This is a genomic window from Micromonospora sp. SL4-19, assembly GCF_047921475.1.
GTDB lineage: Bacteria > Actinomycetota > Actinomycetes > Mycobacteriales > Micromonosporaceae > Micromonospora.
The window spans coordinates 52456-75340 of the sequence record NZ_JBLROB010000018.1; the positions used below are offsets into that span (position 1 = coordinate 52456).

The 22885-nt window shown below is 68.7% G+C and carries 15 protein-coding genes; 9 read left to right on the top strand and 6 right to left on the bottom strand.

The features are described 5' to 3' along the window. Positions 1-32 precede the first annotated feature (32 nt). The 5 genes from ACNAVT_RS20880 (at position 33) to ACNAVT_RS20900 (ending at position 4912) form a co-directional block, all read left to right on the top strand. Positions 33-2507, top strand: a complete 2475-nt coding sequence (locus ACNAVT_RS20880) for an AAA family ATPase (RefSeq protein WP_416298679.1) — start codon at positions 33-35, stop codon at positions 2505-2507. Next, a complete protein-coding gene (locus tag ACNAVT_RS20885; RefSeq protein ID WP_416298681.1) occupies positions 2504-2908 on the top strand; it encodes a hypothetical protein in 405 nt (134 codons plus the stop codon). Before ACNAVT_RS20880 ends, ACNAVT_RS20885 begins: the two co-directional genes overlap by 4 nt. Continuing rightward, positions 2905-3372 carry a DUF4190 domain-containing protein gene (locus ACNAVT_RS20890; RefSeq protein ID WP_416298682.1) on the top strand — a complete coding sequence of 156 codons (468 nt, stop codon included), beginning with the start codon at positions 2905-2907 and terminating at the stop codon, positions 3370-3372. The genes ACNAVT_RS20885 and ACNAVT_RS20890 overlap by 4 nt, the downstream gene beginning before the upstream one ends. 76 nt (positions 3373-3448) lie before the next feature. Next, positions 3449-3940 carry a hypothetical protein gene (locus ACNAVT_RS20895; protein WP_416298684.1) on the top strand — a complete coding sequence of 164 codons (492 nt, stop codon included), beginning with the start codon at positions 3449-3451 and terminating at the stop codon, positions 3938-3940. Positions 3941-4072: 132 nt separating this feature from the next. Next, positions 4073-4912: a CBS domain-containing protein gene (locus tag ACNAVT_RS20900; RefSeq protein WP_416298685.1), complete on the top strand. Its 840-nt coding sequence runs from the start codon at positions 4073-4075 to the stop codon at positions 4910-4912. A gap of 57 nt (positions 4913-4969) precedes the next feature. Here the strand turns inward: ACNAVT_RS20900 and ACNAVT_RS20905 are convergent, their stop codons facing one another. Continuing rightward, positions 4970-6631 (bottom strand): hypothetical protein, encoded by a 1662-nt coding sequence (locus tag ACNAVT_RS20905; RefSeq protein ID WP_416298687.1) that lies wholly within the window; start codon positions 6629-6631, stop codon positions 4970-4972. Beyond that, a complete protein-coding gene (locus ACNAVT_RS20910; protein ID WP_416298689.1) occupies positions 6624-8492 on the bottom strand; it encodes a hypothetical protein in 1869 nt (622 codons plus the stop codon). Before ACNAVT_RS20910 ends, ACNAVT_RS20905 begins: the two co-directional genes overlap by 8 nt. A gap of 623 nt (positions 8493-9115) precedes the next feature. On the opposite strand from ACNAVT_RS20910, the gene ACNAVT_RS20915 reads away from it, so the two are divergent. Then, a complete protein-coding gene (locus ACNAVT_RS20915; protein ID WP_416298691.1) occupies positions 9116-10549 on the top strand; it encodes a hypothetical protein in 1434 nt (477 codons plus the stop codon). A 93-nt stretch (positions 10550-10642) separates the two neighbouring features. Here the strand turns inward: ACNAVT_RS20915 and ACNAVT_RS20920 are convergent, their stop codons facing one another. Both ACNAVT_RS20920 and ACNAVT_RS20925 read right to left on the bottom strand, forming a co-directional pair. Beyond that, positions 10643-11326: an ABC transporter ATP-binding protein gene (locus tag ACNAVT_RS20920; protein WP_416298692.1), complete on the bottom strand. Its 684-nt coding sequence runs from the start codon at positions 11324-11326 to the stop codon at positions 10643-10645. Further along, positions 11323-12387 (bottom strand): ABC transporter permease, encoded by a 1065-nt coding sequence (locus ACNAVT_RS20925; protein ID WP_416298693.1) that lies wholly within the window; start codon positions 12385-12387, stop codon positions 11323-11325. The genes ACNAVT_RS20920 and ACNAVT_RS20925 overlap by 4 nt, the downstream gene beginning before the upstream one ends. A gap of 134 nt (positions 12388-12521) precedes the next feature. Between ACNAVT_RS20925 and ACNAVT_RS20930 the strand changes: the two genes are divergently transcribed. Both ACNAVT_RS20930 and ACNAVT_RS20935 read left to right on the top strand, forming a co-directional pair. Beyond that, complete coding sequence (locus ACNAVT_RS20930; protein ID WP_416298695.1) at positions 12522-13718, top strand: sensor histidine kinase; 1197 nt, start codon at positions 12522-12524, stop codon at positions 13716-13718. Continuing rightward, positions 13715-14362 (top strand): response regulator, encoded by a 648-nt coding sequence (locus ACNAVT_RS20935; RefSeq protein ID WP_416298697.1) that lies wholly within the window; start codon positions 13715-13717, stop codon positions 14360-14362. The genes ACNAVT_RS20930 and ACNAVT_RS20935 overlap by 4 nt, the downstream gene beginning before the upstream one ends. 90 nt (positions 14363-14452) lie before the next feature. Here the strand turns inward: ACNAVT_RS20935 and ACNAVT_RS20940 are convergent, their stop codons facing one another. Both ACNAVT_RS20940 and ACNAVT_RS20945 read right to left on the bottom strand, forming a co-directional pair. After that, entirely contained in the window at positions 14453-15472 is a 1020-nt protein-coding gene (locus ACNAVT_RS20940) for a LacI family DNA-binding transcriptional regulator (protein ID WP_416298699.1), read from the bottom strand. 144 nt (positions 15473-15616) lie between these two features. Next, a complete protein-coding gene (locus ACNAVT_RS20945) occupies positions 15617-19255 on the bottom strand; it encodes a LamG-like jellyroll fold domain-containing protein (RefSeq protein ID WP_416298700.1) in 3639 nt (1212 codons plus the stop codon). Between the two features lie 852 nt (positions 19256-20107). Between ACNAVT_RS20945 and ACNAVT_RS20950 the strand changes: the two genes are divergently transcribed. Then, the gene (locus tag ACNAVT_RS20950) at positions 20108-22696 is read left to right on the top strand and encodes a M14 family zinc carboxypeptidase (RefSeq protein ID WP_416298701.1); all 2589 of its coding nucleotides are present in this window, start codon (positions 20108-20110) and stop codon (positions 22694-22696) included. Positions 22697-22885 lie beyond the last annotated feature (189 nt).

A 22885-nucleotide genomic window follows, 5' to 3' on the forward strand; every position in this document is an offset into this window, starting at 1 on the left:
CGCCCTGCCCGCCCGCTCACAGCGGAGGTCCGATGAACCGCACCGAACCCCTGGTCGACCTGATCTTCGATCGGCTCGCCGCCGACCGCGTACCCGATGACACCGCCGAGGTGGTCCTCGCCGCGCTCAGTGGTGAGGACGACCTGGACGCGGCGCTCACCGGCGAGCGGACCGCCCTGGAGCCGCCGCGTACGGCGGCGGACGAGCCGGCGGAGCGGATCTGGCTCTCGTCGGTCACCGTCGCCGGGTTCCGCGGCGTCGGCCCGCAGCGCACCCTCCCCATCGAACCCGGCCCGGGGCTGACCGTGGTGGTCGGCCGCAACGGCTCCGGCAAGTCCAGCTTCGCCGAGGCGGTGGAGCTGGCCCTGACCGGGGACAGCGCCCGCTGGGCCGACCGCAACAGCGTGTGGCGTACCGGGTGGCGCAACCTGCACGCCGGAGACCCGTGCCGCATCGCCGTCGAGCTGCGGATCGACGGGGTCGCCCCGCCGACCCGGGTGGTCCGCGAATGGCCGGCGGGGGCGGAGCTGGGCGAGGCCGAGGTGAGCGTCACCAGCGCGCACGGCAGCCACAAGGATCTCGCCGAGCTGGGGCTGGCCCGGCCGTTGGAGCTGTACCGCCCGTTCCTCACCGCCGCCGAGCTGGGCCGGCTCACCGCCGGCACGCAGAGCCAGCTCTTCGACGCCATCTCGGCGATCCTCGGCCTGGAGGCGATCACCGACGCCGATCGGCGGCTCATGGCCGCCGGACGCCCTCTCGACGCCGCCATCAAAGGGGTACGCGCACAGCGCGCCACCCTCGCCGCCACCATTGCCGAGGTGCCGGACGACCGGGCGCGCCGGGCGGCAGCACTGCTCGTGACCCGTCCCGACCTGGCGGCGCTGACGGCGATCCTCGACGAGCCGGACGAGCTGACCGCGGACGAGGCGGTGCTGCTGTGCCGGCGGTTGGTGGCGATGCAGCTGCCCGACGCCGACGAGGTGACCCGCCTCGCCGGGCAGCTGCGGGAGGCCGCCGCCGACGCGCGCCGGCACGACGGCGGGCGGTCGCGGGCGTCGCTGCGCAGCGCCGAACTGCTCCGCCTCGCCATCGAGCACCACGACGACCAGGGTGACGGACCGTGCCCGGTCTGCGCCACGGGCCGCCTCGACGGCGAATGGCGGGCCAGCGCGGCGGCGTCCCTGGCGGAGCTGCGCGACCGTACGCTCGCCGCCCAGGCCGCCGCGGCCCGGCTGACCGCGCTGCTGCAGCGGGCGCACTACCTGATCGATGACCTGGACGTGCCCGACGGCGACGCTGCCGGCGTGCCGGTCGACGAGCTGCACGCCGCCGCTGCGGCGCTGCAGCTGACTCCCGGCGGCCCGGAGGAGCTGGCCGACCATCTGACCGCGCGGTACCCGGCGCTGCTCGCGGCGGCGCAGCCCGCACAGGCGTACGCGAAGGGTCTGCTCCGCCGGCGCGACACGGGCTGGGCGGCGGCGGCCGGGGAGCTGCGGGCCTGGGTCGCGGCGGCCGAGAGGCTGCCGGAGCGGGAACGAGCCCTCGCCCGGGTGAAGGCCGCGCGGGCGTGGCTGAAGGCGACCGGGGCGGAGCTGCGCAACCAGCGGGTGGCGCCGTTCGCGGAGCACTCGCAGCGGATCTGGGCGCAGCTGCGCCAGGAGAGCAACGTCGAACTTGGGGCGATGACTCTGGAGGGTACGAACACCCGACGGCGGGTGGTGATCCCGGTCAGCGTGGACGGCGCCGACAACGGCACCGCGCTCGGCGTGATGAGCCAGGGTGAGATGCACGCCCTCGGGCTGGCGACGTTCCTCCCGCGCGGCTGCGCGCCGGAGAGCCCGTTCCGGTTCATCGTGGTGGATGACCCGGTGCAGAGCATGGACCCGGGCAAGGTGGACGGACTGGCGCGGGTGCTCGCCGAGCTGGCCGAGCAGCGGCAGGTGGTGGTCTTCACCCACGACACCCGGCTGCCCGACGCACTCGGCCGGCTCGACCTGGGTCAGTCCCGCATCGTCGAGGTGACCCGCGCCGAGCGGTCCGTGGTGACGCTGCGGCCGGGCTCCGACCCGGTGCGCCGCCACCTCGATGACGCGTACGCCCTCGCCGGCAACGAGGAGATCGCCGCCGAGGTGCGCGGGCCGGTGGTGGCGGAGCTGTGCCGCTCGGCGATCGAGGCGGCCTGCCACCGGATCGTGTGGCGGCGGCGGGTGGCCCGTGGTGTGCCGCACGACGAGATCGAGGCGGCCATCGTGGGCGCGTCCCGGCGGCTGAACACCACGCTCGCGCTGGCGCTGTTCGACGACGCCGACCGGGGCGGTGACGTGCTCGGCTACCTGGGCCGCTGGCACGGGTCACGGGCGGTGGGCGCGTACAGGGCGTGCAAGGAGGGGGTGCACGGGGCGTACCTGTTCGACCTGCCCGGTCTGGTCGCGGACGCCCGCCACCTCACGGAGGTGCTGTCACCGCCTCGCGTGACGGTCCCAGGTGGCGCGGAGGTCCGGTCGTGACCGCGCCGGCGCCGCAGCGCTGCCTGGCGGCGGCCGACCAGATGCTGCGCGGCGCCGGCGGGCTCGGCGCGACCGCGGTGATTGGCGGTTGGTGGCCGCGGGCGTGCGCCTGCCTGATCCGGCTCGCGCTCGAGGGCGGCGTCGACGCCTACTGGCGGCGGGTCAAGCCGACGGTTGCCGCGTGCCGGCAGGGCCGGGCGAAGCAGCTGATGCTGCACGGCCGGCTCGGACCCGGCGTCGGCGTCGCCCGCCGCGTCGCCTTCGCCTGGGCGGCTCTCTCGGCAGCCGCTCACCACCACTGCTACGAGCTGGCGCCGACGGCCGCCGAGCTGCGTCGCCTGCACACCGAGGTGAGCCTCCTGCTCACCCGACTCGACGGAAGAACGGAACCCGAACGATGACCTACCCGCAGCCCGGCTTCGACCCCACCCGCCCGCAGCCGCCGGTCCCCGCGATCCCGGGGCCGTACCCGCCGGTGTCCGCCGCTCCTGGGCCTTACCCGCCGGTGTCCGCACCTGCCGGCGCGTACCCGCCGGTCTCGGTCGCGCCCTACCAGCCGGGCTACCCGCAGGCGGCGCTCCGGGTCGCCGGGCAGCCCGCGTTGACGTCGGGTATGGCGACGGCGTCGCTGGTGCTCGGGATTCTCGGCGTGCTCGGCGGCTGGTGCCTGTTCGGGCTGCCCTGCATCCTGGCCGTCGTCCTCGGCCACCTCGCCCTGCGGGAGACCCGGGACGGCACCCGGTCGGGGCACGGCATGGCGGTCGCCGGTCTCGTCCTGGGCTACATCTTCGTCGGCCCGATGATCGCCTTCACCGTCATGGTGTTCTTCGGCAGCGTCCTGACCGCGGCCAGCCCCACGCCCTGAGAAGCACCAGGTACGACATCGGCCCCACCGCGGCCGGGCAACAGGCGCCCACGAGGCGCAGGAAGGACAGGAGCACATGCCCCAGGAGAAGCGCGACCGGGCCGGTGAACTGACCCGCGAGGACAACGGTTGCATCATCACGGCCCGCTGGCACACCGACGTCGGATCGCACGAGATCACCGGACCGGACGAGGTCGTCATCCGCGTCGCCGACCACGCGGCGCCCGAGACCCGGCGACGGGGCGTCACCTCGGCGCTTCTGCACCGGATAGGCCGGCAGGTCGACGACATGGTGGCCGAGTTCCACGACCTGCCGAGCGTCGGGGCGTACCAGATGATGGTGCGCCGCTACATCGAAGGCCGGCTCGCCGACCTGGCCGAGGTACGGGGTGCGACTGCCCACGGCTTCGAGTCCGACCTGCTCGCGGTCTTCGAGGACCTGGCCGGTCGTGGGCACGCCGACCCGCTCGGGGCACTGGCCATCGCGACCGGCCGTTCGCGGGATGCCCTCGACCAGTTGCTCGATGTGGCCCGTCAGCGGGGCGATCGCGGTGGGCGGTCCGCGTGAACGCCGCGCCGACCGGTGCGGACGCTGCCCGGGTGACATCGGCGAGGCCGCGCTGGGCCGGGCCTGCGGTCTTCCGCCGCAGCCGCATCTCGCCCGAGTGTCCCTGCCGGTTCAGTTGGAGCTGACCCTCGAGTGCCGCGTCGACCCCGCCGTCAACGTGGCCGGCGGCGCAATCACACTGTCGGCATGATCTTGCCGTACTCGGATGACATTGCGACCGCGATCCGCACCCGACACCTGCAGACACCGATCGCTCGCGTGCTCTGCTACGGCGTCGACACGCCCGCCTCGGACGTCGCCGGGGCGTTGGCCGATGCTGGCTTCGATTACGCGCCCGTCACCCGAGACGGGGAGATCTGCGGCTACGTACGCCGCGTCGACCTGGTTGACTGCAGTGGTCCCCTGGCCGCGCAGGCCCGCCCGCTGACCGCATCCCGGGTCATCGCCGGCGACACCCCGCTGGCCGCTCTGTTGCCCGCCCTTCGTAACGCCGAGTTCCTGTTCGTCGTCGATGGCCACGACATCGTCGGGATCGTCAGCCCGGCCGACCTCAACAAACAGCCGGCACGGACGTACTTCTACCTGCTGGTCAGCACACTGGAACTCACCCTCGCCGAGCGGACGCGGGGGTTCTTCGACGACCAGGACAAGGCGCTGGAGCTGTTGCGGGAGTCGCGGCGGGAACGCATCCGGGAACGCCTCGCCGCCGAGGCACGTGACGATGTCGTGGCGGATGTAGTCGCGGCGATGGACTTTACCGACCTGATGAACGTGGTGAAGAAGACCGAGCCGATTCGTAGCGGCTTTGGAAGCTACAGCGCCGGCCAGTGGGAGAAAGAGGTATCGGCGCCCCTCATCAACCTCCGTCACGACGTCATGCACACCGTACGCACGCTGGCCACCGACGCGCCGTCGTCGCTGCAACGGCTCATCGGGCTTGACGACCAACTCCGTAAGCTGCTCTCGACGTGAACCGGGACGCGATGCTCGCGGGCTGGACCGCCTGGGTGAGGGTCTGGTCCATCGACGTCACATCAACGTGGTCGAGTTGTTGAGCCGGTACTCGACCCACGCCACCGAGACTTCCACGCCGCCCGGTAGTGCGTGTCGGCTCAGTTCCGCGCGCCAGGCATCCTCGAGGCTGGTGGAGATCCTGGCACCAAGGACGTCGGGTCTGGGGTCGGGGGACTGATGCAGGATGTGACGGGGAAGCGAGATCTTGCCTCTCCCCCGCAGCGTCGACTCTCCCACGTCGCGGCACACCAGGTAGTCGAGATTCGGGTGGTTCCCCACCTCCTCTTCGGCGCCCCCGGCCGGAGCCAGACCGATCGCCTTGAGCGCGTCCATGAAGGCGATCAAGGGTGCGGCGAGGCCGGCGTCGGTGCCGACCGCCCGCCAGGAGAACCAGAGGGGAAGGCGGTCGCTGCCCTCACCAGGTTGGACCAGCATGGTCGGTCCGGTGAGGCACTGGTAGTCGCCCGCGCGTTCGGTCAGGCCGGCAAGCTTCTTTCGGTCGGGCTTTCCGGCGCTGTTTCCGGTTACCAACGGCAGGATCTCGGGGAGGATCTCCTGGGGAGCGCTGGTGCGGCCTTCCGCGTCGTCTCCGTGCGCCGATCGGATGCGCCGGCGCAGTTCGGCTTCGAACTCGTCGAGGCCTCCGGTGGGGAGCCGGTTGACCGCGAGTTGCAGGTGAATGAAGGCGAGGTCGTCCAGCGAGGTGATCGCGCAGGCCAGCACGCCTAGTTCCGGGAACTCACGAAGGTAGGACATGATCGCGCTGGTGGATCCGACGCGTGCGGGGCCGACGAAGGTGACGGGCAGGCAGCACTGCGGTTCCACCTCGTCGCACCGGGTCACGTCCGCATACTGTTCAACTTTCGATCGGTCGTACGGGCGGACCAGGTACCAGTTGCCCTGCCGGTGGCCGGGCCGGGTGTCGGCGAGCCAGAAGCCGTACCCGCGTCTGCTGGCGAACTCCGAGAAGGTTTCGGCGAGCGAGAGCCGTCGTTCCGCGTTGGATCGTGGCAGCGCCATGGTGAAGCGCACCGCGACGACGGACGGCACCGGCCATTCCCTGTCCTCGCCGCGGGCAGGCAGGTGAACCGGACCCTGCACGGACAGCAGAGGTGAGTCATTGTCGGCGGCGACCCTGGAGATTTCCGCGATCAGCTCGGCGATCGCCCAGCCCTGGAAGCTCGACCACTGGGCGGTCTTCTCCTCTACCAGGATCAGACCCTCGAATCTGCGGACGGACTCGTAGATGAAGGCGGGGTTGGGCCACGCGGTGCCTTGGAAGACCCACTCGTCCGGTGACACGTGATCGACTCTGAGGGCCACCGGAAGGTCGCTGCCCTGGCGCCGGCTCTGCATGTCCTGCGGCAGCGCGCCGACGTACGTTCCGATGACCAGGCCGATTCCGTTGGCAGCCGAGGACAGGGTCTCGCGTGGGGTCTGGCCTTCGGGCGGAGACACCTCGCCGTTGCCGCCTTCGTGGTTACGGCCGGTGGGGGGCGTTGTGGCGCGTACCGCACGCAGCCTGTGGTCGAACAGGTCATGGAGATAGCCGCTTCGGTCCCGAACGTGGTGCACCTCGAAGTTCACCTGCATCAGAGACTGTCGGGCCATCAGGAACCCGGCTCGGGCGAGGTCGGCCAGCGCGGAAGGGGAGGTGGCTTCTTCTTCTTCACTCATGGTGCCATCCAGACGATTGGTAGACGGCGTCCATCGGAGCTTCGATGCCCGCCTCGGGTTGCAGCCATTTCGGAGCGGAGATTCGAGCGGGTGCGAGGTCGCGCTGCTTGGCGAGACGCCAGTGCAGCAGTGCCGCCGCCAGTAGCGGGAGAGCTGTGGCGAGACCGAGGATCCAGCCCAGTGCTCGGCCCTGGAGGCCGGCGGCGATGACGGCGGAGGCGGCGACCGCCGAGCCGATGGACAGCTGCGCGAGCCGCCGGGACAGCCTGCGAAGGTGCCCGAGAATGGTGTGGCGCAGCGGCAACTCCAGCCTCGTGTACAGGAACCCGGGCACGAGCAGCAGCACGGCGACCACCGCGTCGGCGTTCGCTGGCCCGTCCGTGACACCACCGTACGGCCATGGATTTTGTGACAGCACGGCGCTGATCAGGTAGATCGTGGCGGCCACGCCGACGGCGTACGCGATGACGCTGCCGGGACGCCCTCCGGTGGCATCCCGCAGGGTCAGTGTGCATTTCACGCTGGTGTGGTCGCCGCGGAACGGCCGTGTCGAGCCGTGCCGCCAGTAGGCATGGGCCCGGCTGCTTGCCGGGTCGTTCTCCACGGAGAAGTCAGAGCCGACCTCTTGGTCTTCAATCTCGTCGGCGGCCTGTTCGAGGCTCTCAGCGGTGATGGAGGGGTCGCTCAGCAGGGGTGCCTCGACCCGGTCCTGCTTGTTCACCAACTGCTCGGCCGACAGGTAGAGCGCGGCCAGGCGCCTGCTTCCCCCAAGCGCGTCGGCCGGCATGTCCAGCCCGGCTTGGCCGGCGTCCCATTGCCGGGTGCGGAGCAGTTCGGAGAGCCCGCCGAGCGCCGCCTGCAGTTCGAGCTCCAGTAGGCGAGTTTCGGTCTGTCTGCCGGGTTTGTGGCTGCGCCGCCGGCTGCCGAGCACCCGAAGATCTGCGGCCAACTCCTTCGCCTTCGCCCCGTCCGAGTCGGTCACCAGCGACATTCCTTCGATGTGGACACCGGGCTCGGTCTCTGCGACCACGTGATACGAGCGCAGGTTCGCGGGTATCCGGGCGAGGTACTGGACGTGGTACCGGGCCGAGGTCGAGCGGAACCACGTCCGAAGGGCGTCGCTCAAGGGACGCTGCTCGCGCAGATGCACCGGCGCGTCGTAGCTCAACAGGTGGTCGTCCTTGGTCAGGTCCAAGGCGGCGACCAGAAGGTAGTCATTGAGGGCCACGTCGAGCAGATTGGCGTAGGGCTCCAACTGCGGTTCGTACTCCCGCAGCACCGAAAGGACGAGATCGCGGCAGTCACGACCCGCCGCACCACCGGCCTGCGGAGCCGCATGGGACTCGCGCTCGTGGCGCTCGATGTCACTCAGGGGCCTGCTCCGTTCGGTCAGCAGGGCGATCAGGGCAGCCTGGATGAGCCATCGGGCCTGCTCCTCACGGAACAGCCGACTGACGTTGGACGGCCGCCGCGACTCCGGCAGACCGGAGAGAATCCCTTTCAACAGCCGGTAGAGACCCGACGCGAGCAGCCGGGACGTCTCGTACTGCGTCAGGCGGGGAAGCTTGCTCCCTGCCGCGTCGACGACGTCGATCGGCGCGACGCTCAGCCGCGAGATGCGGGTCACCGGCACCCAGATCGTCGGTGTGGCAGTCCGCTCCTGCTCCGGGCTGCGAGCACTGCGACTGCTGAGTCGCTGAAACAGGTGACAGGCCTCGCGCTGAGCCGGGTCCAGCAGGCTCAACCGGACGTCGACCTCGGTGGTCCTGCTCGCCACCCCGTGCTCCACGAATGACAGTCGTTCGGTGAGTCGGCGGATGTGGTTCTGCCGCAGCACCATGTCGAGGAAAGCCAGACCCACAGCGGCCCCCTCACGGGACATCGGCGGCGGCGCCCCCGGGACGGGTACTGTCCGGATCGCCTCCTCCAGCGCTGGCATGCGCGGCAACTGGGGCGGCTGCGGACTGGTACCTTCGGTGGCGCTGCGGGGCCGCGGGATACGAGACATCGACCCAACCGACACCCTCGTAGGTCGAAAAATGTCCATCCGTCCTCCTGCTGACGTCTGGGCGGCTGCTTACCGGACGGCGGCGAAGCCACCATCGAAAACGGAAAATTCCGGCCTTTGACCATCAACCCGGATATTGGCGGGACTGGTTGGGCAGTCATTCAAAGATATGTCGAATGTCAGTTCGTAGCCGCGCTGTTGCACCCCGGAGTCAGGCATGCAATAAATGCGTAGTGGGGAGCGAAAATCGACGCACGTCCCGCCGTGGCCGACCGCCCAACTCACCCCGCCAACCGGCCAACCGGCCCGGCTGGCCGCCCCACCAGGACCGGGCCGCCTGGCTGCTCCGCATCAACCGTCTGTACGGAAAGCAGGGGGCCTGGACCGCAGCGACCTCCTTCGCTGACGCATTTCAAGGTGGATGCTGGCGAGAACGCACCAGCGTCTACCGCATCTCCCGCTGGGAAACTGCTGTTGTGCGCGTCCCGCACCTCGCGGTGCGGCGATACGAACAGTTGCTCGACCTGCCGGCCGGCAGTCTCGTCGCACTTCTCGACACCATCTACCGTTACTTCGCGCCGGCGGTCAGCACTTCTCCACTATTGAGCAGAGGTGCTGACGGGCGGAGCGCGGACACGACCGAGCGCGTAGAGCAGTTGTTGGAGATTGTCCTCTCGGACAGCGTCGTGACGGGCTTGGAATGGGATGAGCTGACCGCCCACCTCGCCGCCGCCCCGCGCCAGGTAATCACCCCACGCTCAGCCTGGAGCAAAATGGCGGAGCGATTGCTGGAGGAAATGATCGTCGCCGACGGCGTGCCATGGATGCAGCGCCACGAAGCCTTCCACCGTCTGCTCGCCCATCCCGTTGGTCAACAGGCCGCCATCGCCGCCTGTGCTGCCCTCGCCGCCGACCGGACCAATCAGGTCTTCGTGGAAACAGTGAGCGTCCTCGACGGGAGCCCCCACCCGGACGCAAGCCAACACCTGCTGGCACAGCTCGCCAGCCCCACCAACGATCGGGCGCAGTACGGAGCCCTGCTCGGCTGCATCCGCAAGCTGCGGTACGGACACTTCACCCGACCGCAGCTACGGCGGCTGGTGCCGATCGTCCACGAACTGGTACTCGACCCAGCGTCCTATGAGGGGGCGCAGCCGCTCGCCACGGAGCTGCTACGACGACTCCCCGCCGATATCTCCACCAACGCCAAGGCGCACCTCAGCCGCGCCGTGGCCCTCGATCCGATGGCGCACCAGGCACTGGCGGCCCCAGGCAGCCCCGCCAAGGATGAGGCCGCGCGCCTGCTCGTCGCACGGATCTCCGGAGCGACAATGGCGCGGACACCGGTCGAGGTACCCAACTTCAAGGACCGGCTACTCCCGGTACTACTGGCCGAGATGCTGTTCAGCCCGGTCTTCGACGTTCGGCTGTACGCCGCGATGCTGCTGTCCGGCACGCCGTACCGCGAGCCACTCGCCGCGGCGCTCACCTCCGAACTGATCATCGGCGCCACCAGTGGCCCGCTGGATGAAGCGCTGACCATGATCGAATCTCTCCGGATCATCGGCACGTCGGAACAGCGCCCCGTGATCGAACGGCTGACCACGGCGAACGGGCTCCCCTCCCCCATCGCACTCGCAGCCACCCAGGCCATCGGACACATCGGCGGCCGCAGCGGCGACCACTACTGGAGACGAGCGATCGAGCACCACGCCGTCCGATGGCAGCAGCGCCGCGGCGGCACGCACGCAACGGCCCTGGTCGGGCTGGTCTACGCGCTGGGCATCGCACGAAACGAACGGATGCTCCAGTTCGTACGCGACGACGCCTCCGTCCCGTCCGAGCCCCGCTCCGCGGCATCCTGGTGGCTGAATCTGCCCAGGCACACCCTCGACAGCGCCCTCTCGTGAGAGCCGGGGCCGCCTCGGCCGGCTGCGGACCGCGCCGGGCTGGGGCGCCGGTAACTGCACGACGCAGGAGATCATGCGAGCCAGTTGCCGCGGTCATACCTGAACGGGCCGGGCGGCGATCGCTCCGTCCTGCATCGCCACCATCCGGTCCGCCAGGTGCAGGTACTGCAGGTCGTGAGTGACCATGACGGTCGCCACCTGCTGCTCGTGGGTGATGTCGCGCAGCAGACGCACCACGACCTCGCCGCGATCGTGATCAAGCGCGGAGGTGGGTTCGTCCACCAGCAACACGGCGGGGCTTCCCATCAACGCGCGGGCGACCCCGACGCGCTGGCGTTCCCCGCCGGAGAGCTGGTGTGGACGCTTGTCCGCCTTACCGCCGAGACCTACTCGATCAAGCAACCGGCGGGCACGGGGCTCGGCCGAGCGCCGGGATGCGCCGGACAGGTGTGCGAAGAGCAGGAGCTGGTCGAGGGCGGTGAGTGAGGCCAGCAGGTTGGCCTGCTGAAAGACGAATCCGACCCGTTCGCGCCGGAGCCGGTCGCGGCCCTTCTGATCGAGGGAGGTGACGTCGGTGTCCTCGATGCGTACCGTGCCGGATTCGGGGCTGGTCAGTGCGCCGGCGACCGCCAGCAGGCTGGATTTTCCGGAGCCGGACGGACCGGTCACCGCCACCAGTTCACCCGCGGCGATCCGCAGGTTGACCCCGTCGAGCGCGATCAGGCGGCGGTCACCGTCGGGGTAGGTGAGGCGGACGTCGGTGAGGGTGAGAGTCATCGGGCTGCCCCCAGGGCGGTGAGCGGGTCGACGGTGCTGACCCGGCGTACGGAGAAGGCGGCGCCGAGCGCGCCGACGGCGACCATCGCCACGAGCGGGGTGCCGACCGTGGCGGCGTCCAGGACGAACGGCACCACCCGGGCGGCCACCGCGCCCAGGCCGGCGGCGGCGCCGGCACCGACGGCGGCGCCTAGCAGCAGGACAATCCCGGCCTGAGCCAGGGCGTCGCGCAGCAGGTAGCCGCGGCTGCCGCCGAGGGCGCGGACCACTGCCAGGTCGGTGCCGCGCTGCATGGTCCAGACGGTGAAGAAGGCGCCGACGACCAGGGCGGAGACCGCCAACAGCAGGCCGCGCATCAGGTTGAGCGACCCCTGCTCGGAGGCGTAGCCGCCGACTGCGGTGAATGCCTGGTCACGGCTGACGGTGGTGATGCCGGCGGGGTCCGCAGCGGCGCTGGCCTCGTCGTCGCGGGTCGAGGCCACGGCGGTGATGGTGTCCGCCCCGGCCAGGTCGTGCCAGGTGCTGATCGGGGTGTACACGACGGGTAGGTGGTTGAACGAGGTGCTGCCCACGACCGCGGCCACCCTGACCGGCTGCCCGCCGACGGTGACGAGGTCGCCGACCGACACCGACTGCGCCTCGGCCAGGTCGGCGGTGAGGGCCACCTCGGCGTCGGCTGGTGCCCGGCCCTGCCGCAGTGCCGGATACAGCGCGGGATCGCCGCCGAGCAGGGTCACCGTCGTGGCGCGGTCCTCGGCTTGCAGCCGGGTGGTTGACGCGCCGAGCGCCCATGCGCCGGTCACCCCGGGTTGTGTCGCCACGGTGGCGACCGCTTCCGCCGGTAGGTTGCTGGTGGCGAAGGACACCTGCTGGCCGTCGGTCGGCCGCTGGAACGAGATGTCGTCGACGGGGAGCGCCGCCACCGCCGACACGCTGGCCGCGCCCAGTCCCGCAGTCAGCCCGGTCAGCAGAACCACCATCAACGTCATCAACGCGATGACGGCGCCGAGGAGGGCGAATCGGCCCCGGGCGAATCGAAGATCACGTACTGCGATGAACATGTTGCCAGCTTCGCTGCCTACCCCGCCGGTGCCATCGCACCGAGGCTGGGACCTGCGGAGGCGAATGAGGTATGGCGGCGCCCATCGAAAGTTGGAGGCCAAGCCACCCAGCGGCCGTTACGGTCGACAGAGTCATGGATCAACCGCAGCCGCGTGTCGCGGCGGTCACACTGACCCTGCTGCGCCGGGCCGAACACGCCTTGTTCGTCGCGCTGCTGCTCGTCGGCGCCGTACGCAGCGTGTGGTCCGGCCGTCAGCCCGTCGGTGTGCTGATCACCGTGGTGGCGGCGGTGGCGCTGTGGTACCTGCTGGGGGTTCTGCTCGCCCGGCGGGCCCGGCGGCCCGGGGTGGCCTGGCTGTGGTTCGCCGGGCTCGCCGCCGGCTGGTTCGGGCTGGCCGCCTTGTCGGTGGACTTCGTGTGGCTGGCGTTCGCCCTGTTCCTGCTGGCCATGCAGCTACTCCCGCGGGCGCTCGGGCCGTTGGTCGTCGCGGGGCTGGCTGCGGTGGCCGTCGCCGCGTTCTCGGCGCATGAGGGCAGGCTGAGTCTTCCTGCGGTGCTCGGCCCGATCATCGGCGCCGGCGTGGCCATCGTGATCATGACCGTGTACCGGGACCTGCGGCAGCAGAACGAGCTGACCAGGCGGCTGCTGGCCGACCTCACCGCCGCGCAGGGCCAACTCGCCACCGCGCAGCGCCAAGCCGGCACGCTCGCCGAACGTGAACGACTCGCCGGCGAGATCCACGACACCGTCGCCCAGAGCCTGTCCACGATCATCCTGCTGGTGAAATCGACCGCCGGCCGCTGGCCGGACGCCCCGCCGGACGCCCACCGCCAACTGGACGCCGCGGTCGAGGCCGCGCAATCCGCGTTGGAGGACACCCGGCGGCTCATCCGCGCCCTCACCCCCGCCCCGCTGGCCGGCCGGCCACTCACCGAGGCCCTCGAACACCTGGTCGACGACACCCGCCGCCTCGGCCTCAACGCCCGCCTCACCGTCGACGGCCTTCCCTACGCACTGCCCACCCCGGTGGAGGTCGCCCTGCTCCGGGCCGGGCAGGAGGCCATCGCCAACGTCCGCGCACACGCCGCCGCCGATCGTGTGGACCTCACCCTGACCTTCCTGCCCGGGGCGGTCAGCCTCGACATCGTCGACAACGGGCGCGGGTTCGACCCCGGCCAGCCGCTCAGCCCCACGACCGGCACAGGCCTGGGCCTGGCCACCATGCGCCGCCGGCTGGCCGCAGTCGGTGGCACGCTCGTCGTCGAATCCGCTCCCGGACACGGCACCGCGATCAGCGCTTCCATCCCTACCGAAGGGGAACCCTCGTGACCCGCGCGCCCCATCCCGCCGAACCGATCCGCGTCCTCATCGTCGACGATCACCCCATCGTCCGCCGCGGGCTGCGGGCGGCGCTGGACGCCGATCCGGGCATCACGGTCGTCGGGGAGGCCGCCACCGGCGTCGACGCGATCGCCCAGGCCGAGGCCGGCGCTCCGGACGTGGTGCTCATGGACCTGCACCTGGGCCCGGGAATCAACGGCGCGGAGGTCACCCGACAGCTGCTCACCCGCCCCCGACCACCTCGGGTGCTGGTCCTGACGACCTACGACAGCGACGCCGACATCCTGCCGGCCATCACCGCCGGCGCCACCGGATACCTGCTCAAAGACACCGAACCTGACGACCTGCTCGCCGCCATCCGCTCTGCCGCTGCGGGCGAAACCGTGCTCGCCCCCGCCATCGCCACCCGCCTGATCACCCGCGTACGCGCACCTGGGCGGACGCTGACCCCACGCGAGACCCAGATCCTGCAGATGGTCGCCGAGGGCCACAGCAACCAGGCCATCGCCCGGGCCATGTTCATCACCGAGGCCACCGTCAAGTCCCACCTCGTCCAGGTGTTCAGCAAGCTCGATGTCGACAACCGCACCGCCGCCGTCGCCGAAGGCCGCCGCCGCGGCATCATCCCGTAACCATCTGGGCAAAGCTTCGACACGGGGCGCCGGGAATTGAGCGTCCCGGCCGCCGAATCGAGCGCCTGTCCTCGAACGACGATCAGAGGCCTACGCACGTGGGGGTGCGCTGCTTCCCCGGTCGACGAACTCTGGGGCGAGCAGTCTCAGGACGTGGGGCTCTTCCCTCTGTGCCTCTGAGGTGATTCTGTGCACGAGTTGACGGACGGCTAGGCGCCCCAGGCGGTCGGGGGCGCTGTCGATGGACGAATAGGGCAGGGCGAAGATCTGCGTGAACTCGTCCGAGTAGCGGCCGATGACTGACATGTCTCGCGGAACGTCGAGGCCACGCAGGTGCAGCACCATCGGCAGCGCCGCGGCCGCTGCCTCGTTGTTGATGAGCAGGCCGGTCGCGTTCGGGTGTGCGTCGAGCGCCGCGTTGAGTGACCGACCGACCGCTGGCTGCCGTGACTCGCCGAAGACGGCGTGCAGCACGATCCCGCGCCGCTGCGCCTGATCCAGCGCTGCGTTCTGCAGCCGCCAGACGTATGCGCCGCCGCGCTCGACGACGAGTTCCGGCTGGGAGATCAGGATGATCTCCCGGTGGCCGAGGCGATAGAGGTGGTCGACCATCGCTCGGCCGGCTTCCTCGAAGTCGAGGTCGAATACGTCGACACCGGAGCAGTCGTCGGGAAGCCCCACGAGGGCGCCGGGCTGGGGGGCAGCGCGCAGGACCGGCAGGCGTTCGTCCTGGTGGGCGACGTTGAGCAGGACGAGGCCATCGACCATGCGGGATTCGGTGATCCTGTGCAGGGCGGCTGCTCCGTCGGCTTCGGTGATGAGCAGCGTGTCATAGCCGAGCTCGCGGCCCGCGTTGGAGACGCCCAGGATGTACTGCAGCATGGCCGGGGCGAACTCGTCGTCCAGGAACTGCGCGAGCAGGCCGATCACCATCGTCTGCGATGTCGCCAGCGCTCGGGCGCCGGCGTTGGGTGTGTAGCCGAGCCGGCGGACGGCTTCGTGGACCCGCTGGCGCACCTCGCCTGAGATCGCTCGCTTGCCGGAAAGAGCGTATGACGCCGTGCTGCGGGACACCCCGGCTGCCCGGGCGACATCGCCGATCGTGACCACGGTTCCTCCTGTCGTCACTGAGAAACCCGACCGCCGAAGCGGTTCGGCAGTGCCGGCGCTGGCCGTACGGCCAGCCGACCCACGCTGGTGGACCGGCTGGCCGTACGGGCGTTCAGGCCGCCGCGAGTGCGGTCATTGTCGTGGTTACCGTGGACTGCTGAACTTGGCGATTGAGATCTTGTCGATTGTCGGCGCGTACTTCGAGCGGAGCAGGATGCCGGGCCAGAGGTTGTCGCTGTACGTCACCCCGTCGAAGTTGCGGGCCTCCTGGGATGAGAACGAGATGGTGTTCTGGCCCTTCTTCAGCTCCACCGGAACGGTGAGCTCCCAGAAGTTGTTCCGGTGGAAGCTACCAGGGAAGAGCACGCTCTCGGCATCGGCGCCGTTGATCGAGAGATCGGCCCGGCGGGTCATGGGGTTCGGGTTGTAGTGCGAGGCCTGCGATTGCTCGGGGTTGGCGTACCTCACTCGCATGGCATAGACGCCGGCGCGATCGACATCGACGGTGAAGGTCAGGATGTTCTCGTTCCCCGGTTCACCTCCGATGCCGCTGACCGCCTTTCCGCCGCTGGCCAACGACAGCGCCGTGGTCTCCGCCGTTCCGGAGATCCGTGCCTGCTCCGCTTCGTACTCGACCACGTCGAGGTGGCCCTGCGTGGACTCCACCTCGATCCGGTCCAGGAGCAGCTTTCCGGCCTTGCCGGTCACCGTCACCTTGTTCACCCCGCCGGACAACGAGACCGCCGCGGCCGACGACGGCCCGGCAACGCGACGAACGGTGCGGCCGTTGACGGTCAGATCACCATTGCCGCCAGCCAGCGTGTGGACCGTGATGGTCGACTCGGCATCGTCGGCTGAATAGACCCAGAACGTGACGGAGTCACCGCGAGTGACCTCCACGACCCCGGAGCCTGAGACGCTACGGGCCTTGATGCGGGGGTCGGCGTACAGCGGGGTCGCACCGGCGAGGTCCGCCAGTTCCGCTTCGTAGCTGGCGCGGGCAGCCGGGTTCGGCAGGGCGAGCGTGATCCGGTCGACGATCGCGTCACCCCTGGTCGCGCGGCTTCCGTCGAGGCTTCGCGCTGCCAGCGAGATGGTGTGCCGGCCCGCGGTCAACTTCACGCTCGTGTCGGCGTGGTCCCAGACCACCCACTTGTAGCCCAGTGGCAGGAACAACTCCTGTTCGGCGCCACCGTCGACGCGCAGGAACACGTTGGTCGACCCCTGTTCCTGCACCAGCCCGTAGGTGTTGAGCGAGTTGGCGAAGACGCTCAGGTCGTAGGTGCCGTCCTGGGGGACGTCGACGGTGAAGTCGAGAACGACATCGGAGCCGGTGCGCAGCCCGCCGACGTCGTAGCCGCCGGAGGTGAAGAACTTCGACACGTCCGACGGCGAACCCTCCGGGCCGTTGCGGCTGTAGCCGCTGCCGCGATGCGCGGCGTCTTCGGCCTCGTAGCTGCCCTTCCACTGAGTGGGGGCAACAGCGGTCGGCTCGCCATTGCCGGCCGGCGTCAGCACGATCTCGTAGGCGGACGACGCCGACAAGGTCGGCAGGTCACCGCCGAAGTCGAACGCCACCGCGCCGTCGGTCACCTCCACGACGCGCTCGTCGATGATCTCCGGGCCGGCCGAGTCGCCGATCTGCCCGGTCCACGGAATCTCCCTGATCCACGCGCGTGCCTTGCCACCGATGAGGTCCGGGACGTTGTCGAACTTGATCCAGGCCTTGCCGGCAGCGCCTCCGAACAGTGCCCTGGCCTGGGCCCTCTTCTCGTCGAGCGTCGCCACGCCCTGCAGGCTGTAGTTCTGCCCGGGATACGGGGGACTGACCTTGACGGTGTGCCCGGTCATACCGGCGTACGCGTTGAACAGCCACCACTGGCCGTTCGCACGGTTGGCCTGGACTGCCGAGTCTGAGAGATTGCCGTTGATGTTCCAGAAGGCGATCATCGCGTCGATCTTCGACTCCTCGATCGCGGATATCCACTGGATCATCTGCCCGGGCACCGAGGTGTGGTAGTTGAACGCGTACTCGTTGACGTTGATGGGAAGCTTCTTGCCCTCGTAGCGCGTGCCGGCGAACACCTCCGCCTCCCACTGGCGGTACCGCGCCACATTGGTCCGGACCTGTGCCGGATGGCTCAGCTCATGCCAGGTCGCGATGTCCGGAACGGTCCCGGCCTCTACGGCGTGCTCGAGGAATCCCTTGACCTGGGTGTAGAGGACGCTGGTGTTCGGGCCGGAGATCCGGACGTCGGGCAGCTTCTGCTTGATCCGCGCGTACGCCTGATCCCACGCGCGGAAGTAGTCCGTCGGATTGTTCAGCCAGCTGACGCGGTTGTAGCTCCACTGGCCGGTGCCGAACATGTTCCCTTCCGGCTCGTTGAAGGGTTCGATGACGATGTTGTCCCGGTACTCCGGGTCAAGCTGTGCGATCTGGTCGAGCTGCCGGTCGAGGACCTCCATGTACCCCGAAAGCTTCGCCTCCGGAGTGCTGCCGGGCCACTGATAGGGGAAGCCGCGGTAGAAGTCAGTCGTGCGGACGTAGACATCGCCGTCCGTGCTGTCGGCGAGTGGCTTGACGATCTCCAGAGCATCGGATCCGGGATGTTGGGCTCCGTCCTGCCCCTTGGTGGCAACCGTGCGGAGGTTCATGCCCTCGATGAGGTTGTTGCTAGGAACTCCCGGGGCGTACAGCCCGTACAGGGCGCCCGCCGCGCCGCCGTGGAAGTCGCCGGTGTTTTCTGCGAGGTCGATCACCAACTCGCCCTCGCGGATGACGGTCACCGTGGCGCTGACCTGCTTCCCGGCCGCCGTGCCCGAGACCCTGAAGACGCCTGGGCGGTGGTAGTCGCCGGGGTCGAGGGCGTTCCACGTGATGACGACTGCTCGGTCGTAGCCGTCGGTGAAGGATGCGCGAACCGTGGCGGGCAGCGAAGGCGCGGTGCCGATCGAGGTCCGAACATCGAACGTGTCCTGCGCCAGACTGGTCAGGGTAGGGGCGGATGTCCCAACCAGTTCGGCGACCTGCTCGGCGGACAGTGCCGTCCGGTAGATGCGGAAGTCGTCGACGGCGCCGGCGAACAGCGGATCCTGGTAGAAGGACCGGCCGATGAAACCAGCAGAGGTGGGCGAGCCGGTCAGAAGGTCGCCCGCGGAGATGGTGGTCCTTGCCGACGCCACCGCGACACCGTCGAGGTAGGTGGTGATGCGATCAGCGTTGGTGTCAAGGGTGGTGGTGAGCGTGCGCCATTGTCCGGCTGGCAGCTGCGCGAAGCCCGTGATCTGTGCCTCGCCGCCACCGCCTGCCGTCGTGATGGCGGTGCGGAGCATGCCATCGCCGTTGTACGGAGTCGTGAAGAGGTAACGGCTGTTGTTCGTGCCAAGTGCGTAGATCCACTGCCACGGAGCCGTAGTGCCGTCCCATTTGACGCGCGTCGAGACGGTCAGGTCGGAAGCCCCCTGCAGAACGGCGCGGGGCAGGCTCACGTAGGCGGCGTTGGAGGTCGGCGCTCCACCTGGCAGCTTCAGCGCCGTCCCACCGGAAACACCGTCCACCAGGGATGCCGTCGTGCGGTTCACCAGCGTGCCGGCGAGCCCATTGCCCGAGGTGTCAGCGATGACCCCAGTGGAAAGATCAATTCCGTTGAACTCGTAGTGCAAGGATGGAGACGGCAGATCGGTAGCGGCGGCAGGCGCCGCGAAGCCTGCCGCACCCACCATGGTGAGTACTGCGGTTAGCGCGACCGCTCGTATGCGTGTTGGTCTCGACAACGTCAGCATTGCAGCTCCTGGTTGGTGATGGTCCTCGTGCGATCCGCGTCGACACAGCCACCTCGAAGTCACGGTGGGTGGCCAGGAGTCGTCGAACCGGTTCGATACCCGCCTGAGAGAAGACTCCTTCCACCGAAGGCTGGGCCGTTGCGACAGCGCCGACAATCCGAACCGGCGCGGCAAGGCACCTGCGTGGATCGCCCTCCGACAAGTCAGCGGCGCCATGGGCGAGCGGACCACCAAACGCCCGGTCTCTGGCGCTTCGTGAGGTCCGGTCGTCGAACCGACGGTTCGACGATCACCGAGATTGTTAACGCTAACTTTCAAGGACGTCAACCCCTACACGAGCGGGAAACGGCGTCCGGGCGAGCAAGCGCCGCACAGTCTGGCCGCGTGCCGCTCCGCCCGGCGGCGCCACATGCACTCATCGGCGCCGATCAGGCCCGCTCGCTGTCCAATGCCGACGATGGTTCCAGCAGGATGGGTCAGCGATCCTGGCGGACCTGGTCCGTGGCGGCGCCGCTTGGCTGGGTTGAACCACCCTCACACCCTGACGTCACGGAAGTCCTCCACCACGCTGCCGGTGCACACCGGGGACGGGTTGCCTGACGCCGGATTCGGCATCAGTGTGGATCAAAGGCGTGAATTCACGGTGCTCTGTGGACGAATGGCTCCAAGAGTAGGCGGTCACAGGAAGATCGTCTTCATTTCTTACCTTACCGATTGGTAGTGGTTGACCATCTCGTGACATCGCCGTGACTCTATCGCCATCAGTTTCCCACGCGAGGAGGCAGGATGAGGTTACGGCACTTAGCCTCCGTGGCGGTTGCCACGGCCATGGTGGGGCTCGTATCTGTGCCCGTGCAGGCCCAGGTGCTCGAGCGACCACCAGCTCAGGCCAGCGTCAAAGTCAAGGGCGTCCCAACGCCGAAGGAATTCTTCGGATTTGAGATGGGCGATGAGGGCAGGCTCGCCGACTTTGACAGTATCAAGCGCTACTTCAAGCTCATCGCGGACCGCTCCGACGAGGTCGAGTACCAGGTTGTGGATCGGACAACACTCGGCAACGACTTTCCGATCCTGCTTATGAGCAACAAGCACAACCTCAAACGAATCAACCAGGTCCTCGACATCAACAAGCGCCTGTCCGACCCGCGGGTAATGCAGACCGAGGCGGCGAGGGCGGGCATCCCAGTCGATGAGTATGCCAGCCAGCTCGCCTCCCAGAGCCTGCCGGTCTACTACATCGAGGCGACGATCCACTCAACAGAAGTCGGCCCCACCCAGTCCTTGGTCAATGTCGTACACCGGCTGACGACGGAGAATTCCGATTTCACTCGGCAGGTCCTCGACAACACGATCCTGCTCGTCGTCCCGTCTCAGAACCCGGACGGGCAGCATCTGGTGGTCGACCACTTCAACAAGACTGCGGGCACCGACTTCAACCGGACCTACCCGGATCTGTACCACCACTACGCAGGGCATGACAACAACCGCGACTGGTTCATGTTGACCCAGAAGGAGTCACAGACTCGGGTCAGGCTCGAACAAAAATACCGCCCGGTCGCGCAACACTACATGCACCAGGCGGGAACCACAGCGCCGCGAATCTGGTCGCCTCCGTGGGACGAGCCGATGTCCGAGACATTGGACCCGATCGTCGTCTCCGCGTCCAACGCGCTCGGCATGCAGACCCAGCGCGACCTCGTCGCAGACGGCAAGAAGGGCTCAAAATGGAATGACGCGTACGGCATTCTGTGGAACGCCGACGTCATCGGCCACAGTCCATTTCTTGGCACCTCGACCTGGTTGACCGAAATCGCATCGGCCAGGGATCTCGCCTACACCTACACCTCTGACAAGATCCTCGAGCCCGCCGACAAGACGTTGCGGTCGGTGTTGCCGTATGACAGCAAGACCTGGTCGCTCAAGCAGATCGTGGAGTACGGGGACGCCGCGGCCTACTCGGGCATGAAGACGGTCGCCAAGGATCCCAAGTCGTGGCTGTACAACAACCTCTACCTGTCCAACCGGAACAGCGAGACCTGGGCCGGCGGCCCGTACGCGTACGTCGTCTCGGCGGACCAACGCGATCCGTACGCCCTGTACGACATGCTGAAGATCTTCGACTTTGGTCAGGTGGAGATCGACCAGGCCACGAGGGCGTTCACCGTGGGCGACAGGAAGTACCCCGAGGGCTCCTACATCCTCAAGACGAACCAACCGATGGGCCGCTGGGTCGATCAACTACTTCGGATCGACAACTACCCGGACAGCGCGCGCAAGTGCGCGCAATGCCCGCTGATCATGCCCTACAGCGAGACCACCGACAACATCGCGCTGTTCCTGGGCGTCGACGTCGACGCCGTGACGAAGCCCTTCGAGGCGACCACGACACGGATCAAGGGCATCGAACCGGTGAAGCAGCAAATGCCCGCCCACCCCGGCCAGAACGGCGCCTACGTCCTCAGCCCGACCTCGTACGGTCTGGGTCAGGTCATCGCCGATCTGCAGGATTCGGCCGTACCGACGTACCGTGCCAAGGCCGCTGTCACAGTCGAGGGCAGGACGCTGCCCGCCGGTGCGGTGCTCGTACCGTCGAAGGAACCGAAGGCGCGCCAGGTGCTGACCAAAGCCAGCCAGAAGACGGGCCTGCCGGTATACGCCACCAACGCGGTGCCCAAGGTCGCTGCGGTCAAACTGAAGGACAACACCCGGGTGGGTCTCATTCGCGGGGCCAACAACATGCCCGGCGGGTGGATGATGTGGATGTTCGACCAGATCGGCGTGAACTACCAGGTCGTCGCCGCAGACGACTACGCCAACCTCAGCAGCAGGTACGACACCATCGTGCTCGCCCCGGGGATCTCGGCGAACACCATCACCCGCGGCCTCGACCCCGACAAGAACCCTCAGGAGTTCCACTGGGCCCGAGGCGTACCCGACGGGCTCGACAAGCTCAAGCAGTTCGTGCAGGCAGGCGGCAACCTCGTCGCGCTCGGCAGCGCCTCCACCACCGCGGCCACGTCGCTCGGCCTGCCGGTCCAGAACATCACGCCCACCAACCGAACCACGTTCAACGCACCCGGGGCCCTGCTCAAGCACCACTACAACCCCGATGTCCCGGCGGCCTGGGGGATGCCCGAGTCCTGGCCGACCTGGTTCAACAACGACGCGGCGTTCAAGGTGACCGGCGACGGCCACATCGCCTCCACGTACCCCAAGGAGGACAACCTGCTCGTCAGTGGCTACGCGGACGGCACCGCTGCCATCGGCGGCGCCACCAATATCGCCACATTTGACGTCGGCAAGGGCGAGGCCACCATCGCCGGCGGCCACATCACCTTCCGCACCTGGCCCCGCGCCTCGTGGACCGTGGTCACAAACGCCTTGTACAACGGCGCCGGACAAGACGTCGCAGCGGAAGAACTGGTCGGCCTCTTCCGGTAGGGCTGGCTGGTCGGCTGCGGCCGTCCTCAACAACCACGTCGGCTGCGGTGCCAACCAGGTACCGCAGCCGACGTGTCGTTGGCGGTCATGCGCCGGCTCGCCGACGATGACGAGTCTGGCACCGGCGAGGCGTTTGAGCGCGGCGGACCTCGTGGCCGACACCCGCCGCCAGCTCGTGGCCTGCCTGAA

Bases quoted from the DNA above. Each gene is read 5' to 3' on its own strand.
- ACNAVT_RS20880 (WP_416298679.1), top strand. From the start codon at position 33: ATGAACCGCACCGAACCCCTGGTCGACCTGATCTTCGATCGGCTCGCC.
- ACNAVT_RS20890 (WP_416298682.1), top strand. From the start codon at position 2,905: ATGACCTACCCGCAGCCCGGCTTCGACCCCACCCGCCCGCAGCCGCCG.
- ACNAVT_RS20895 (WP_416298684.1), top strand. From the start codon at position 3,449: ATGCCCCAGGAGAAGCGCGACCGGGCCGGTGAACTGACCCGCGAGGAC.
- ACNAVT_RS20905 (WP_416298687.1), bottom strand. From the start codon at position 6,631: ATGAGTGAAGAAGAAGAAGCCACCTCCCCTTCCGCGCTGGCCGACCTC.
- ACNAVT_RS20920 (WP_416298692.1), bottom strand. From the start codon at position 11,326: ATGACTCTCACCCTCACCGACGTCCGCCTCACCTACCCCGACGGTGAC.
- ACNAVT_RS20925 (WP_416298693.1), bottom strand. From the start codon at position 12,387: ATGTTCATCGCAGTACGTGATCTTCGATTCGCCCGGGGCCGATTCGCC.
- ACNAVT_RS20930 (WP_416298695.1), top strand. From the start codon at position 12,522: ATGGATCAACCGCAGCCGCGTGTCGCGGCGGTCACACTGACCCTGCTG.
- ACNAVT_RS20945 (WP_416298700.1), bottom strand. From the start codon at position 19,255: ATGCTGACGTTGTCGAGACCAACACGCATACGAGCGGTCGCGCTAACC.